This is a genomic window from Sporosarcina jeotgali, from assembly GCF_033304595.1.
Lineage (GTDB): Bacteria > Bacillota > Bacilli > Bacillales_A > Planococcaceae > Sporosarcina > Sporosarcina jeotgali.
The window spans coordinates 3,089,407-3,104,715 of record NZ_CP116341.1 but is presented as its reverse complement, the minus strand read 5'-3'; the positions used below and the strand labels follow the sequence as shown (position 1 = coordinate 3,104,715).

15 protein-coding genes are annotated in these 15,309 nt (G+C 43.7%); 9 read left to right on the top strand and 6 right to left on the bottom strand.

What is annotated here, in order from left to right; translation table 11 throughout:
* The first annotated feature begins 369 nt into the window (after nt 1–369).
* The 4 genes from PGH26_RS15650 (at nt 370) to PGH26_RS15635 (ending at nt 3,825) form a co-directional block, all read left to right on the top strand.
* Nucleotides 370–912, top strand: coding sequence for an ATP-binding cassette domain-containing protein (locus PGH26_RS15650; RefSeq protein WP_323691938.1), 543 nt, complete (start codon nt 370–372; stop codon nt 910–912).
* Nucleotides 909–2,042 carry an ATP-binding cassette domain-containing protein gene (locus PGH26_RS15645; protein ID WP_323691937.1) on the top strand — a complete coding sequence of 378 codons (1,134 nt, stop codon included), beginning with the start codon at nt 909–911 and terminating at the stop codon, nt 2,040–2,042. Before PGH26_RS15650 ends, PGH26_RS15645 begins: the two co-directional genes overlap by 4 nt.
* Before the next feature lie 114 nt (nt 2,043–2,156).
* A complete protein-coding gene (locus tag PGH26_RS15640; protein ID WP_323691936.1) occupies nt 2,157–2,678 on the top strand; it encodes a sigma-70 family RNA polymerase sigma factor in 522 nt (173 codons plus the stop codon).
* Complete coding sequence (locus tag PGH26_RS15635; protein ID WP_323691935.1) at nt 2,671–3,825, top strand: hypothetical protein; 1,155 nt, start codon at nt 2,671–2,673, stop codon at nt 3,823–3,825. The genes PGH26_RS15640 and PGH26_RS15635 overlap by 8 nt, the downstream gene beginning before the upstream one ends.
* Before the next feature lie 60 nt (nt 3,826–3,885).
* Here PGH26_RS15635 and PGH26_RS15630 read toward each other — a convergent pair whose 3' ends face one another.
* Together PGH26_RS15630 and PGH26_RS15625 are read right to left on the bottom strand one after the other, a co-directional pair.
* On the bottom strand, nt 3,886–4,977 hold the full coding sequence (locus PGH26_RS15630) for a hypothetical protein (RefSeq protein WP_323691934.1): 1,092 nt from the start codon (nt 4,975–4,977) through the stop codon (nt 3,886–3,888).
* Nucleotides 4,967–5,515 carry a sigma-70 family RNA polymerase sigma factor gene (locus tag PGH26_RS15625; protein ID WP_323691933.1) on the bottom strand — a complete coding sequence of 183 codons (549 nt, stop codon included), beginning with the start codon at nt 5,513–5,515 and terminating at the stop codon, nt 4,967–4,969. Before PGH26_RS15625 ends, PGH26_RS15630 begins: the two co-directional genes overlap by 11 nt.
* 149 nt (nt 5,516–5,664) lie before the next feature.
* Between PGH26_RS15625 and PGH26_RS15620 the strand changes: the two genes are divergently transcribed.
* Together PGH26_RS15620 and PGH26_RS15615 are read left to right on the top strand one after the other, a co-directional pair.
* On the top strand, nt 5,665–7,107 hold the full coding sequence (locus PGH26_RS15620; protein ID WP_323691932.1) for a protein adenylyltransferase SelO: 1,443 nt from the start codon (nt 5,665–5,667) through the stop codon (nt 7,105–7,107).
* Nucleotides 7,108–7,338: 231 nt separating this feature from the next.
* A complete protein-coding gene (locus tag PGH26_RS15615; protein ID WP_323691931.1) occupies nt 7,339–7,557 on the top strand; it encodes a hypothetical protein in 219 nt (72 codons plus the stop codon).
* A 68-nt stretch (nt 7,558–7,625) separates the two neighbouring features.
* Here the strand turns inward: PGH26_RS15615 and PGH26_RS15610 are convergent, their stop codons facing one another.
* Nucleotides 7,626–8,054 carry a hypothetical protein gene (locus PGH26_RS15610; protein ID WP_323691930.1) on the bottom strand — a complete coding sequence of 143 codons (429 nt, stop codon included), beginning with the start codon at nt 8,052–8,054 and terminating at the stop codon, nt 7,626–7,628.
* Between the two features lie 46 nt (nt 8,055–8,100).
* Here PGH26_RS15610 and PGH26_RS15605 point away from each other — a divergent pair, with 46 nt between their 5' ends.
* The 3 genes from PGH26_RS15605 to bioB all read left to right on the top strand — a co-directional run bounded on the left by PGH26_RS15605 (nt 8,101) and on the right by bioB (nt 12,840).
* The gene (locus PGH26_RS15605) at nt 8,101–9,312 is read left to right on the top strand and encodes a multidrug effflux MFS transporter (RefSeq protein ID WP_323691929.1); all 1,212 of its coding nucleotides are present in this window, start codon (nt 8,101–8,103) and stop codon (nt 9,310–9,312) included.
* 236 nt (nt 9,313–9,548) lie between these two features.
* Complete coding sequence (locus PGH26_RS15600; RefSeq protein ID WP_323691928.1) at nt 9,549–11,642, top strand: 5'-nucleotidase C-terminal domain-containing protein; 2,094 nt, start codon at nt 9,549–9,551, stop codon at nt 11,640–11,642.
* Nucleotides 11,643–11,841: 199 nt separating this feature from the next.
* Entirely contained in the window at nt 11,842–12,840 is a 999-nt protein-coding gene (gene bioB / locus PGH26_RS15595) for a biotin synthase BioB (protein ID WP_323691927.1), read from the top strand.
* A 137-nt stretch (nt 12,841–12,977) separates the two neighbouring features.
* Here bioB and PGH26_RS15590 read toward each other — a convergent pair whose 3' ends face one another.
* The 3 genes from PGH26_RS15590 to PGH26_RS15580 form a co-directional block, all read right to left on the bottom strand.
* Nucleotides 12,978–13,142, bottom strand: a complete 165-nt coding sequence (locus PGH26_RS15590) for a hypothetical protein (protein ID WP_323691926.1) — start codon at nt 13,140–13,142, stop codon at nt 12,978–12,980.
* Between the two features lie 220 nt (nt 13,143–13,362).
* The gene (locus PGH26_RS15585) at nt 13,363–14,307 is read right to left on the bottom strand and encodes an ABC transporter permease (RefSeq protein WP_323691925.1); all 945 of its coding nucleotides are present in this window, start codon (nt 14,305–14,307) and stop codon (nt 13,363–13,365) included.
* On the bottom strand, nt 14,276–15,199 hold the full coding sequence (locus tag PGH26_RS15580; protein ID WP_323691924.1) for an ABC transporter ATP-binding protein: 924 nt from the start codon (nt 15,197–15,199) through the stop codon (nt 14,276–14,278). Before PGH26_RS15580 ends, PGH26_RS15585 begins: the two co-directional genes overlap by 32 nt.
* Between the last annotated feature and the right edge of the window lie 110 nt (nt 15,200–15,309).

The window sequence follows — 15,309 nt, the reverse complement described above, 5'->3', positions numbered from 1 at the left end:
ACTTTCGGGAAATATCTTGTCGGAATATCCATTATTTCCGGGGAAATAATGGAGAATTGTCGGGAAATAGTGATTGGAATCACTTGCGAACAATTTAATCCTTGCTATAATGAATAGACTAACTGACAGAAAGGGCTGAGGGTGGCTGATGGATAACTAATTCCTAAATTCTCAAAACGAATGATTCGTTATGTAGAAAAACGGGATTGGTCTGTCCATTTATAATTGCCACTTTCAACCTTTGCTGAGTCGATACAACGATGCTCACCAATAGAGTTGAGGCTTTTTTGAGATGCTGACAGGACCGATCCTTCCGATTAATTTACGGAGGGATCTTTTTTATGTTCCCTTCCAACTGGAGGAATGCAGATGTTACGTGGAATAGTGAACAAGGTATCAGCTGGATATGGGGATGTTAGTATTTTTAACGGACTCAGCGCAGAAATTTCTTTAGGAGCAAGAATAGCAATAGTCGGGCCGAACGGGGCAGGGAAAACCACTCTTTTATCAATTCTGGCAGGTGAACGAGAACCTTCTTCTGGAGGAATTGATTGGATTGGTCGAACGCCATCCATTTCATATTACAAACAAGAGGCTGAAACAGTGGACGCCGTGGATTGGACGCAAGCCGGACTCCTTCAAAATCGCAGTCACTGGCATGTGCCGAAAGATGCACAATACGCTCATGCAAGCGGTGGGGAAAGAGTCAAAATGAGACTTACAGCTACGCTCGCTGAAAACCGTGAAGTCTTGCTGTTGGATGAACCGACCAATCATTTGGACGCTGAAAGTGTGGAGCGGCTCATAGAAACACTTAAGAACGTAAGGAAACAGTACTGTTTGTCTCCCATGACCGGTATTTCATCGACCGTCTCGCGGACTCCGTTTTCGAAATCGAAAACGGAGAATTGACAGTCTATGAAGGCAATTACACAGATTATCGCAAGCAGAAAGACCACGCGCGATTCGTTCAGCAAAAACATTATGAAGAGCAGCAGCAGTACATCGCCGAAATAGAAGGCCAAATTGAGCAGCTGGATACGTGGTCTGAGAAAGGGCATGCTGAGTCTGCGAAAAAAGGCGGCCGAGCCATGGGAGCTAAAGAATATTATCGAAAGAAAGTAAAGAAGCGGAATGTACAAATCCGTTCGAAACGAACTCGATTAGAAGCTGAACTGGAAAAAAGTCGAATAGAAGCACCTGAGGCAGAGACGTCAGTTTCGTTCGAACTGGAAGGGCTGCGTAAGAAAGGAAAGCGTGTACTTGAACTGAAAGATGCTGGCAAAGCTTTTAGTGATAGACAACTTTTTCATCACGCTGCATTTACAGTACAGTCAGGTGAACGACTTGCGCTGTTCGGACCAAATGGCTCCGGTAAAACGACACTGTTCCGTATGCTTTTAGGAGAGACTGATTTTGAAGGTGGGGTCTGGTTGTCTGAAGGGTTGACTGTCGGATACTTGCGTCAAACCGCATTCGATTTACCAGATGAGCAAACGATGGGCGAATATTTTTATTCACCTTCTTACGAGGAACAAGGGTTTCTTCGAATTCAGCTGACGAATTTAGGATTCTCGGCCGGTCAGTGGCAGCTTCCGCTCGGGGCACTTAGTCAAGGCGAACGGTTGAAAGTGAAGCTGCTGGATTTCATCCGCAGAAAAACAGATGTACTTTTGCTCGATGAACCGACGAATCATCTGGATCTTCCTTCACGTGAAGAACTGGAGCGGACGTTGGAAACGTATCCGGGAACGTTGTTATTTGCATCGCACGATCGGTATTTTACGGAGCGTCTAGCAGACGGACTGCTGTTGTTTGAAAATGGGACAGTTTGTAAAGTGCCGTATAGTTTGAAGGAGTGGGAAAGTAGAAAGTCCTCTCCCGCCGTTCCGTCATCTGAACAAGAAAAACTTCGGATTGAAACCCAATTGCAGGAAGTATTAGGGAAGTTGAGCCTGCTGACACCGGGGAATCCAGAATACAGCAAACTAGATCAGCGATTTTTTGAGCTATCCCGACAGTTAAGACAGCTGAAAAGCTAGAATGAGAAGAAGCAGAGACACCGTGCTCTGCTTTTTTGTTTGCCGTAGAATGAAAATGAAACCGTATTCCATTATGTGTTGTCTAACAGATAGAGAGAAAGTGGAGGTGGCGGATTGGAAAGAGATGAACGTGACCGGCTGCTTGTTGAAGCGATGGATCTACATGGCGATTATCTTCTGCGGGTTGTGTACGCAATCGTTAAAGAAAAGACCAAAGCAGAAGATATCGTCCAAGAGGTTTTCATTCAATACTACATACATATCGAAGAGTTCGAGCATCGTTCCTCCGTTAAAACGTATTTATATCGAATTGCGATAAACCAATGCCACAATCTTTTTAAAAGCTGGCATTATCGAAAGCTAGAGCTTTCCTATCAAGTTGGACAATTACTAGTGTCCCTTCAAAATACGGAGGAACAGGTGTTAAATGAGGAATCGAGTGAAGAGCTAAAACGGCTAATTAATCGTCTTCCGTTAAAGTACAAAGAAGTAATTTGGCTGTTTTATTATGCAGAAATGAAGGTTTCTGAAGTAGGAGAGGTACTGGGGTGTTCTGTCAATACAGTGAAAACCCGATTAGCGCGTGCACGAAAACTTGTAAAAGGAATTCTGAGGGAGGAGAACACCGATGACTAATAAAATGCAGGACCAATTAGACGCAGTATTGCCAGAAAGACTAATTTTGGAAGACGCGTTAAAGCAACGGATTCTTCATCAAGCTCACCAACGGCTCGATGCTGAAGCGGTGCCGAAGGGATTAACGCTGAAGCCCCTCATGACGGCTGCGGCTTTTGTTGTTGTGGCAGGTGTTCTCGCAGTCCCTTACGTGGAGCAAGGGCAGCAAGAACATGCTTTTCAGGAAGCCCTTTATGAGGAAACAATCCAAAAAGTTGTCGTACCAAATGTAGCTTACCCGAATTTAATCAATTCCATTTATGTTGAAGAGAATAATGAAATCATCCACACGGATGAAAGAGGTATATATTCGTATTCCATCAATGATAAAACAGAGACTGTACTGGTGCCGCCTTCAGAGACTATTGAATTCTCCAGTGTGTCACTAGAGGCAAGTGAAAACTGGGTGGTCTGGGGCAATAGTGAAATTCACATTTTAAATAGGAAAACAGGTAAAGAACATGTGCTGCTAGAGGATTATATAGAGGTTCAATTGATAGGTGACCAAATTCTATATCTAGCGATCACCGACCATCCAGTCTATTATCTTTATGATTTGGAAACCAATTTTAAAATTAAACTTCATGATATTAATGGGAATGGAATCAGTGTAACGGATGTACGGAATAGCAGAACAGCTATGGTGGAAGAGTTAGAAGGAGAAACTGGCTCATCGGCTTACGTATCCATTTATAATCTTGAGAGCAGAAAACTGTGGCAAACCTACAAGATACCTTATAAGAGTGTTTCTTATCTAACATTGGAGGACGATCGAATGTATGGTCAATTTTCTTATAATGGGAACGATTTTTCACTTGGTTATCTTGACTTAGATACTGGTAAAGTTCATATGCTGGATGTCCCTGGAAATAGCGCGTATGCAATCTATGATGATTTTTTGGCGCTCAGTGTGAATAAGAGAGATAGCGATACCGTCAAGCTATTCCACTTGAAAGAGGACACTGCAGAAGAGATTAAGACGTTGAACGGTGTCGGTGAAAGACTTGTGAAACCGCGTTTTAATGACTCCGGAAAACTCATTGTAAACGGAGAAGGACAGAAAACACCACTTTACATTATAGACACCAAAAACCTGCAGGATAACTAAAACCAGTGGATTGGACGGCGGGTATAGGGCTCTTCCGTGACAATTCACTGGTTTTCTCTGTTACTGAGTCGGCATGAATGCAACTTGCCAAATGCCGTCTTCGTTTTTGATTAATTGGAATCCAGCAGGCGGTTCGTTTTTGCCAGTTGGATAATATTCAATGTACCCTTCAATTTTACTTGTCTGAAGAAAACGACCCTGTTCAAAATCTTGAAATTCCTGCGCCAATTGTTCCGCGGTACCGCGGTCAGTTTCAGGAATCGCTTGGTCCTCTTCTTTACTCCATTGGATATACTCTTTGCGGTCAGTGTAAAGTGCATAGACTGCCTCGTAATTTCCCGAATAAGAGGCGTGAATGTATAGCTTTGCAACACTCATAGGGGATAACCCGACTAAATGTTGAGTATCTAAATCTTCCTCAAATGCAGTATATACATTTTGTTCAGCTGTATTTAACTTTACAGCAGCCTGATCATTAGACGTATCTTCAGCAAACGTCTCCAAGCCTTGGATGATACCTGCTGCCAAGAGCTGTTCCTTTTCTTCACCGTTCACAGAGTATCGAATTTTAATGGCACGGGTTTTGTCAGGGACTACATTTGTCAGTAGCGCTTTCAAAATTAAACTGCTTTCATCTTCAATCACAAAGTCATGAATATCAAAAGTTTTTCCAATTTTGTTCCGTGCATAAACGCCGGACTTTTTTGTCGCGTTCCCCCCGTAGAATGTATAAGAAATTCCATCGGTCGTCTGTAGAGATTGCTCATTCACTTTAACCAATTCAACCTCTTTAATGGTTGCAGTGCTGTTCCCGTTCCAAGTCAGTGGCAAGACAATATAATAGGTTTCATTGGAGTGAAAAGGCCCTGAAGAAAGGTTTGCTATCGTAAACTCCCCTGTGCTATTCAAATCTTCAGTGGATAGGCCGTTTTGTTTTGCGGAATTCAACAGTTCATCATTTATTAAAAACATTCCAATGAAAACTAAGGACGCAGCGAAGAGTGTACCGACAATAGCAGGAATGAATCGCGCTGGACGTTGTGTGCGCTGTATTTTTCGTCTGACAGTTTGTTTGTCCTGTTGGGTAAATGACTCTTTATGAAATACGGTTTTATCTAAAGCAGAACGGATTTTTTTTTCCTTATCGTTCATTCGGATCCCCGCCTTCCAGCAATTGCGCTAATTTTTCCCGGCCCCTTTTTAACCGGGTCCGAAGAGTGTTTTGGTTGACGTTCAGCAGTTCGCTAATTTCGGGTACTGTCAGATCCTCGTAATAATAGAGCAAAATGACTTCTCGATACGTAAGTGGAAGTGCGAGCACGCATTGCGCCAGCTGTTCATCGTTACTGTTTTGAAGCATGTAATCCTGTGGGGTCGGCTCTTTAGATCGAAGAAACTGAAAAAGCGTACTCCCCACAATCACACGCTTAATCCACGAACTTTTCAACACATCTTTACATCGATTAATGGTAATCCGATACAGCCAAGCTTCTATGGAACGAATTTCCTCCAGTTGATGCGCTCGCTGAAAACATGTCACGAATACATCTTGGACAACTTCCTGCGCTCGACCCCAATCTTTGAGGTAACTGAACGCAAGATTCGTCAACCGGTTTCCGTATTGGTCCATCAATTGTTCGAGCCATTCCTCTTGCTTCCGATCTGGAAAGGATTTGTTCTCACTAGGCATGCCAACCATCCTTTCTCAAGTAGCCCCACCCGGGTGTACCTTAAAGACGAGTGCAAAAGCACTGTCGTTTCATTTATCAGTCAAAGAATTCATTTTTCTAACGTTTTTGATCAAGCTAGGGGTAGTATACAGGTAAAGGGAGTGATCACGTGGTCTTAGAATCAGGATGGAATTTGGACAGCAGCTACAGTCGGCTGCCAGAAGTGTTTTTTGCAGAAGCGATTCCTGAAAAGGCAATTTCTCCAAAAGTGATATTGGTGAATAATGGTCTTGCGCAATCACTTGGACTGAACGTTGAAGAATTGAACCCCGAAACACTTTCTGGAAATGAAATTCCGGATGGGTCTTTGCCAATAGCACAAGCCTATGCGGGACATCAGTTTGGGAATTTCACGATGCTGGGTGATGGACGAGCAATTCTATTGGGAGAGCAAATAACCCCTTCTGGTGAGCGAATTGATATCGGATTAAAAGGATCAGGCCCTACAGCATTTTCACGAGGCGGTGACGGTCTGGCGGCGCTCGGTCCCATGTTGCGTGAGTATATCATTAGTGAAGCGATGTACGCATTAGGCATACCTACGTCGCGAAGCCTATCTGTTACGCTGACTGGGAATGACGTGCATCGGGAAGCCGCATTGCCAGGCGCAGTTCTCGTCCGCACCGCAAGCAGTTATTTGCGGGTAGGTACATTCCAATATGCAGCTGCCCGTCAAGTAACTGAGGATTTGATGATGCTTGCTGATTACGCCATAGAACGGCATTATCCAGACGTTGCATCTGAAGAAAATCGATATGAACTTCTGCTCAGAAATGTTATTGAGAGGCAAGCAGCATTGATTGCCAAGTGGCAGCTTGTTGGGTTCATCCACGGAGTCATGAATACCGATAATATGACGATTAGCGGGGAAACAATTGACTATGGTCCATGCGCATTTATGGACGTATACGATCCAGCGACCGTGTTCAGCTCCATTGATGTAAATGGGCGTTATAAATATGGCAACCAGCCAGGTATTGCATCTTGGAACTTGGCGCGGTTTGCAGAAGCTTTGTTGCCGCTGCTTGATGAAAGTCAGGATGCAGCTATACAAATAGCGGAAAAACAGCTAGCTCAATTCGGTAAGGTTTTCGAGCGTGAATGGTTGAATGGCATGCGTGCAAAGCTCGGTTTGCTGGATGAAAAGCCTGAAGATGAAGCCCTTTCGAAAGAGTTGCTGCTGATCATGAAAGATAAGAAAGCGGACTACACGAATACATTCAGAGCATTAACAGATGCCAGTGCCGAACAGCCAAGTTGGTTCGCAGAAGATGCTTTTAACGAATGGAAGAATAAGTGGGAGGTTCGCAGGGGCCAACAGACTGAATCCATAGAAGAGTCCAATGAAGTAATGCGACTTAGCAACCCCGCAGTGATTCCGCGCAACCATCGGGTGGAAGAAGCAATTGAAGCAGCAGAAAATGGTGATTTTAGTGTGCTGCACAAGTTGAACCAAGTTCTCACTGAGCCATACTCTAATTCTAAAGAGCAGATTCCTTATACGGCACCGTCGACTGCGTCGGTACCTTATCAAACGTATTGTGGAACATAATTTTATGATAAAAGTTGCGAACGCTAGTGAGGCGTTCGTCTTTTTGTGGTAAAAAATAAGCAGGAAAGATCCATTACCTACTGGGAGCCATGTTTACTCTAGTGACGAGGATCAAAAGAAATTCTAGTAACTTGGTAATAGTGATCATTTCATTAAAAAACAGTATATTATAGTCTATCTGGCAGTTATAGTGAGGAAGTTGAAAAAATGACTGACAGGTGTTGGATACATATGTTAAAGAAATGGACTGGATTGTTCAAAGGATTACTGATTGTGCTGGCACTTGCTGCGTGTGGGAATGATCAAACGGATCAGACAGACAAATCAGATGGGAAGAAGTACAAGTTCAAGTTGCTCACAAAGGACTCAGATACTTACGTCGAATTCGTGATTAGTAATATAAATGACACTGAAATCAATGCCGAGAACTTTGAAGCTGGTGAACTGTAAGTGATTTCCATGCCTGACTCATCCTATTTCAGGGTGAGTCAGGCATTTTTGAGTGTTGGATTAATTCCTTATTTGTACCCGCTCGTTTCAGCGGAGAACCCGCTCGTTCCAGCGGAGAACCCGCTCGTTCCGTCGGAGAACCCGCTCGTTCCGGCGGAGAACCCGCTCGTTCCGGCGGAGAACCCGCTCGTTTCAGCGGAGAACCCGCTCGTTCCGGCAGAGAACCCGCTCGTTCCATCGGAGAACCCGCTCGTTCCGGCAGAGAACCCGCTCGTTCCGTCGGAGAACCCGCTCGTTCCAACGAGAAACCCGCTCGTTCCATCGGAGAACCCGCTCGTTCCAGCGAGGAACCCGCTCGTTTCATCGGAGAACCCGCTCGTTCCGGCAGAGAACCCGCTCGTTCCAACGAGAAACCCGCTCGTTCCATCGGAGAACCCGCTCGTTCCAACGAGGAACCCGCTCATTCCATCAAACCGCCGAACCCAATTCCATCTCAATATGTTATACTCCACCGTAGAATTTAATAGAAAAGGATTTGGGGAAATGACAAAAGCAATCACTATAAAGAAACCACTGCCCACACTTTGGCTCGTCGTGCTGCTCGGCACGTTGACGGCATTCGGCCCGCTGTCGATGGATATGTACTTACCGGGATTGCCGGCAGTAGCATCAGATATGAGTGCATCGACTTCGCTTGTTCAATTAAGTTTGACCGCGTGTCTTATCGGACTTGGTGCGGGACAGCTCGTATTTGGTCCGCTGAGTGATATTTACGGAAGACGGCGTCCACTCGTTCTGACGCTTGTTGTCTATGCTGTTGCTTCGGTTCTGTGTGCGTTCACGACATCGATATGGCCATTCATTCTCCTGCGTTTTGTTCAGGGGTTAACGGGCGCAGCAGGGATTGTCATCGCAAGAGCATGTGCCCGTGATTTGTATGCAGGGCATGAACTTACGAAATTCATGGCACTGCTCTCCATCGTCAATGGGGCAGCCCCGATTCTCGCACCGATTGCTGGCGGTGCCATCTTAAGCTTTGCCTCATGGCCCGTTGTGTTTTTTGTACTTGGCGGAATTGGATTACTGATGTTCGTTGGCACGGCTGGTTTTTTACCGGATACACTGCCCATTGAGAACCGTGCAGAAAAGGGAATTTTATCGGTATTCAAGACGTTCGCACGGTTACTTAAGGATCGTCAATTTATGGGGATTGCACTCACCCAAGCATTTGTCATGGCGTCTATGTTTGCCTATATCGCAGGTTCCCCTTTTGTCCTGCAAAACATGTATGGCGTCACACCACAGCAATTTTCTTTATTCTTCGCGTTAAACGGTATTGGAATAATTTTAGCCGCGCAAATTACGGGGCGTTTATCGCATAAAGTATCTGAAATGAACTTCCTCATGACGGGTGTACTTATTTCATTAGCAGGGAGTATAGTGTTGCTGATTGCCATCTGGCAGCAAGGATCATTGTTCATTGTTGCAACAGCCTTTTTCCTAGTCGTTTCAAGTGTGGGAATGGTCTCAACTTCAGCATTTTCACTAGCGATGCATCGACAAAGTCAGGCAGCGGGGAGTGCATCGGCATTCCTCGGTTTATTGCCATTTGCCGCAGGCGCAATCGTCTCACCGCTTGTCGGAATTGCAGGCGATCAAACTGCGTGGCCATTGGGAATTGTTATTACTAGCTGCAGTCTAATGGCGTTCATCATTTATATGGGGCTGGTTCGAAAGCCATTTGAAGCAAAATAAAATACAATTACTAATACCCCTGGTTCTATAGGGCCGGGGGTGTTTTTCATTTGTATTCATTTAAAATAATCTCATTGCCGAAAATGAGAATACTTGGTACTGTTAACAGGATAGCCCACTGTCTTTTCTTCCGTATATACAGCATATTGTGTAAGCCCTTACATAATTACAATGTTGAAAAGTGTATAAGATAGACAATGGCGTGATTCAAACCTATAAGGGAAAGAGGAGAGGGAATGAAGAAAAAAGTTCTTGCTGCGTTAGTGGCACCAGTTGCTGCATTATCGTTACTTGGGGCTGGACAGGCAGAGGCGAACACTAACTTCGATATGGTAGTGAAGGATCCTGCTGAACTTATGCGGGACCAAGGAATTTTACTAGGATTGCCTAATGGTGATCTAAAAGTGAATGACGCACTTCAACGTGTAGAGTTGTTGATGATGTTAGATCGTGCGGGGAAACTTGAAGGATCTAAAGCTAAACTGTCCTTTACAGATGTACCTGGAAAATATCAAGACGTTGTGTCAAAAGCAGTACAGTCAAAGTTAGTAAGCGGTTTTACCAAGCAATCATTCAAACCGAATCATTCTCTGACAAAAGGACAATTCGCTACGATTTTCACATTGAGTGAAACAGGCGGGAAAGTACCTTCAGTCGACTTATCCATTCTTAATAACTATACAGATGCATCAAAAATACCAACATATTTAAAGCCATATATTGCGTACGCGATACTTGGCGGTGCCTTTGATGTCGAATATGGCAAACCGTTCGAGTACGAAAAAGAGATTACACGTGCAGAGGCATCTAAAGCATTTAAGCCTGTTGTCTTTGACGTAATTGATTTCCTAACAACTAACGACATTCACGGAAACATTGAGTTTAACGAAAAGTACCAAAATGGAGGCATGGCTATCATTGGCGGTTTGGTGAATGCATTCCGTTCAGTGAACCCGGATGGCACAGTTGTTGTAGATGGCGGAGACATTTTCCAAGGAACACTCATTTCAAACTCATTTGAAGGAGCTTCTACATTTGATACGATGAATGCGATTCAATATGACGCGGCTGCAATCGGGAACCACGAATTCGATTGGGGCGTAGACGTTCTGAAGGATCGGATTGCTCAGGCTAAATTCCCTGTAATGGGTGCCAATGTTTATGATGAAAAAACGAACAAGCGTGTAGATTGGGCAGAACCATATACAATGGTTGAAAAGGGTGGCTACAAAATCGGAATCATCGGATTTGCGACTCCTCAAACCCCTGCTACAACACTTGCAACGCACGTAGAAGGGTTGTCTTTCCCAACGCCAGCACCAATTGCGAAAGAACTCGCAGCTGAACTCCGTGAAAAAGGAGCCGACTTTGTTATTGTGACATCACATTTACCGGGAGAGCATGCGAAAGATTCCGATGAAATCATTGGAGAGCTAACGGATCTTGCAATGGAGTCAAAGGGAAGTTTGGATGCTATTGTTGGCGGGCACTCTCATAAACGGGTATCTGGTCATGTTAACAATATTCCAGTTGTAGAAGCACAAAGTTATACGGCAGCTATGGGACATATCCAGTTATTTATCGACAAAAAGACGAAGCAAGTTTACTCTTCTGAGTCTGGGATCTTGGAAACTAAAGTTGGGCTTACAAAGGAAGACGATGCAGTAGCAGGAATTGTATCTGGTTATCAAGAACAAGTTAAAGAAATTGCTGCAGAAGTTGTAAGCAAAACAACTGGAGATTTGACACGCACACCTTCAGAAGGGAAGTACGGCGTGAGCCAGTTAGGGAACCTAATCAGTGACGCAATGATGCAAAAAGCAGATGCACAAGTGGCATTCCAAAACATTGGAGGCGTCCGTGCAAACATGGAAGGCGGCGATATCACATATGGAGACGTATTCAGTGTCATTCCGTTTGATAACTACAATGTCGTTTCTGAGATGACGCCGCAGCAAATTAAGATGATTTTAGAGGGACCATTGAAAGATGGATCAAACTTCTTAACGATTCAATATGGCGGACTAAAAGTAGTCTTTGATGCAGAACGAGCTCACGGTGATCGCATTCTATCCGTTACTCTCAATGATGGAACATCTTTATACAAAGATGGTAAGTTCTCAGAATCGAAGGTGAAAGTTGTAACAAACAACTTCCTTGGAACTGGTGAAGGGGACGGTTTTGATACATTCGGGGAAGTAGAATGGACGTCAACGCCTGACTTCCAACGCGAATTATTCGCAGACTATTTCCGTGCAATGAAAGCTGCAGGAACAACAATTGATGCATCTGCAGTTCTAGATGACCGATTGATATCAGTTAAGAAGTAAATAATTAGAAAACCAACCCATGAGTTAGTCTAATGGGATTGGTTTTTTTTTTTTGCCTAATGGAAACTTTTTTCTACCTTTTAAAGCATTAACCACGCTTAAATCAAAGTTCTTTAACATTGTATACTAGTTGGTGTATTTGTGTTAACATTACTTTTAAAATGGTTGACGCAAAAAGGGATTAAAAGGGGCGGACAAAATGAACTGGAAAACACTTGCACAAGAAGTCATTGAAGGAAAAGAAATTTCAAATGAAGAAGCACTGTCGATTTTGAACACAAGTGATGACGATGTCTTAGCGCTGCTGGACGGGGCTTATGACATCAGGCGACATTATTTTGGGAAAAAAGTGAAATTGAATATGATTATGAATGCTAAGAGTGGTTTCTGTCCGGAAGACTGCGGGTATTGTTCGCAATCTTCGAAATCGACAGCTCCGATAGAAAAATATCCATTCATCTCCAAAGAGGAAATTCTAGAAGGGGCTAAACGGGCATTTGACAACAATATCGGGACGTACTGCATCGTAGCAAGCGGACGTGGACCCACACGAAAAGACGTACGCGTTGTCAGCGAAGCCGTTGAAGAGATCAAGGAAAAGTACGGGTTAACCGTTTGTGCGTGTTTGGGGATTTTAAAAGAAGAGCAAGCAGAGCAGCTAAAAACTGCAGGGGTTGACCGGTATAACCATAACTTGAATACATCCGAGCGTCATCATGATTTCATCACAACATCACATACGTACAAAGATCGTGTGGACACCGTAGAAATTGCGAAAAAGTATGGGATCTCTCCTTGCTCTGGTGCGATAATCGGAATGAAAGAGACAAAAGAAGATGTCGTTGACATTACACGTGCACTGCGCAGGTTAAATGCAGACTCTATTCCAGTAAACTTCTTGCATGCGATCGATGGAACAAAACTTGAAGGTACGAATGAACTGAATCCACGGTATTGCTTGAAAGTGTTAGCGCTTTTCCGCTACATGAATCCTTCAAAGGAAATTCGAATTTCAGGCGGTCGTGAAGTTAACTTACGATCGCTCCAACCAATGGGAATGTACGCTGCCAATAGCATATTTGTTGGGGATTATTTAACAACGGATGGTCAGGAACGCAATTCGGATTTTCATATGCTGGAAGATCTCGGATTCGAAATTGAGCTCACTGAAAAGCAAGCGCTGGCTGCTCATTTATAAAACATTAAAACCAGCTTATGTCGGCTTAATCAATACCGAATGAGCTGGTTTTTTATGAAAATCCCCAAACTCTATAATTGTGCAAGGGGTATAGTACTCATTTCATTAGCTTCCGAGATAAAAGGATCAAGAAATACTTACATAGGTGGTGTGATGTCAACTTTCAATAGGCTGAGGGCATCTTCAATCAGGCGGATGTCAGTGAGGATAACGGATTTCAATGGAGTGGGCGCAAGTTGATATTCTTGGTTGAGGTGATGTAACTCACGAACCATCACATAATTTTCACTTTCTGTCTGCATATTCTGTCCCTCCTCTTAAGCAATTTTACCCGGTAGATGCAAGGTATAAACTAATTTCCAAGAATTCAAGGTAAAATTCTGTAATATTTGTTACAAAGCAATGACTGATATCGTGCAATAACGTTCAACCCATTGATCCAAAAAGGACGTATTGGGAACTTACAAAACAAAAAAACACCAACTCTTAGACAGGATGCCCATTAGAGTTGGTGTTTATAAGTTAAGCAGTAATATCTCGTTTAGTAAACACTGAATAGCTGACGATTAAGAAAACAACTAGATACACAGCTAAGACGGCTAACGAGAATGGCAAAGTGATGTCGTCATTTATGACGAAATTAGATTCGTACATGGTCACATCCATGTGCGTGAAAAGTAAATACTTAACGACTTCGAAGCGGCTTAACAGTACAACAATTACGTTACCCGTAAAGTAGATGAACAAGGATAATCCAATTGCCATACCGCTTGAGCGGAACACGCTGCCAATCATGAATGCAAACGTTGCGGTAATGATGACGTTGACGAACGAGAGCAGTAACATGTATAGCCCGTGGCCCCAAATCGAAACATCCACCACGTTGCCGCCTGATATCGCAAGGGCTTGCCCGCCCCCTGATGGGAAGAAAATGAAAGCACTTAGAATCGTCGTTACAAAGCCAATTATCATCAGCAAGACACCGAATAGCAAGATGGCCAGATACTTGGACGTCATGATTTTCCAACGTTTAACGGGACGCGTTAATAACATTTTTATTGTTCCTTGAGAAAACTCGGTTGCCACGATTCCTGCTGCCACAATAACAGTGAGTAACAATGCGATGCTGCCGACTGATGGATTATAAATCATTCCCTCGCGACTAGTGTCTTTCAGCGGAGCGACATTGTTTGCAAGTCTATATTCCAGGATTTGAACATTCTCTTCAGCCTGCCGTTTACTTTCTCCTTTTAGAACATCCATTTCTAATGAGTTTTTGTCCATTTCCAATTCGCTTTTGGCGCTGACTTTCCAGTCGGGTTCATCGCCTGTTAGACTATCAGACCACTTCACGATTCCCGCCATTCCAAGAATGAGTACAACTACCAAGCCCGCCATAATCCAGGTACCTTTTTTGGACCACAGTTTCATCCATTCATTTTGAAGCAGTTTCAGCAAGCTGGCCACCTCCTGTCAATTCGAGGAATTGGTCCTCAAGTGTTTTCCGATGCGGCTGGATTGCATATAGTTCAAGTCCTGCTGCTGCCAGAGCTTTAACGAGTTCTGGAATGTGAGTTTTTTCTGCTTGAATCACAAATCCCTCATTAACGCTCTCTGTTTTGAATCCAAGAGTTCCAAGAAGTTCAAAGGTTTGATCAGCAGGAAAAGCTTCTACGTAATAATGAGCTTCTTGAGTTTCACGCATATCCCTTAGATCAACAAGTTTACCGTTTTGAATGACAGCAATCCGGTCACACATGAGCTCGATTTCTGAAAGCATGTGGCTGGATACGAAAACAGAAACGTTTTCTGTTTTTGCGATTAAACGTAAATAGTCACGGAATTCACGAATACCAGCAGGATCCAGACCATTTGTCGGTTCATCCAAAATTAAAAACTTAGGTCTGTGCAGCAAAGCTTGTGCCAGCCCCAGGCGCTGACGCATCCCAAGTGAATAAGTCCCAACTTTTTCATGGATACGGTTTTGCATCCCGACTTGTTTCACGACTTCATCGATACGTTCTTTCGTTACCCCTTTTTGCATTCGTGCAAAGTGCAGCAAGTTTTTGTACCCCGACATGAACTTATACATTTCCGGGTTTTCAACAATGACCCCAACTTTAGAAAGGGCTTCTTCAAAGTCTGCGGAAAGCGTTTGCCCGTCGATTACGACTTCGCCGCCGCTTTTTTTCATCAGACCGACCATCATTCGAATGGTTGTCGTTTTACCGGCACCGTTCGGACCGAGAAAGCCGGTGATTTGACCAGGGTAAAGCTGTAAACTCAAATCATCGATAATCTTCTTTCCCTTGATGACTTTTGTTAAATTCTTCAGTTCCACGATTGGAGTGGGTTCCATGGTATTTCCCCCTTTAGTTCGTACGTGATTAATAAAATAATGTCCATAATAAGGTATACGTTTTGAAGTGTGTATAGTTTCGTATTTTTGAAAACTAAAAATGATGAGAT

Coding starts and splice junctions, on each gene's coding strand:
- PGH26_RS15635 (WP_323691935.1), top strand. CDS start 2,671: ATGACTAATAAAATGCAGGACCAATTAGACGCAGTATTGCCAGAAAGA.
- PGH26_RS15605 (WP_323691929.1), top strand. CDS start 8,101: ATGACAAAAGCAATCACTATAAAGAAACCACTGCCCACACTTTGGCTC.
- PGH26_RS15600 (WP_323691928.1), top strand. CDS start 9,549: ATGAAGAAAAAAGTTCTTGCTGCGTTAGTGGCACCAGTTGCTGCATTA.
- PGH26_RS15625 (WP_323691933.1), bottom strand. CDS start 5,515: ATGCCTAGTGAGAACAAATCCTTTCCAGATCGGAAGCAAGAGGAATGG.
- bioB (WP_323691927.1), top strand. CDS start 11,842: ATGAACTGGAAAACACTTGCACAAGAAGTCATTGAAGGAAAAGAAATT.
- PGH26_RS15650 (WP_323691938.1), top strand. CDS start 370: ATGTTACGTGGAATAGTGAACAAGGTATCAGCTGGATATGGGGATGTT.
- PGH26_RS15580 (WP_323691924.1), bottom strand. CDS start 15,199: ATGGAACCCACTCCAATCGTGGAACTGAAGAATTTAACAAAAGTCATC.
- PGH26_RS15590 (WP_323691926.1), bottom strand. CDS start 13,142: ATGCAGACAGAAAGTGAAAATTATGTGATGGTTCGTGAGTTACATCAC.
- PGH26_RS15630 (WP_323691934.1), bottom strand. CDS start 4,977: ATGAACGATAAGGAAAAAAAAATCCGTTCTGCTTTAGATAAAACCGTA.
- PGH26_RS15615 (WP_323691931.1), top strand. CDS start 7,339: ATGTTAAAGAAATGGACTGGATTGTTCAAAGGATTACTGATTGTGCTG.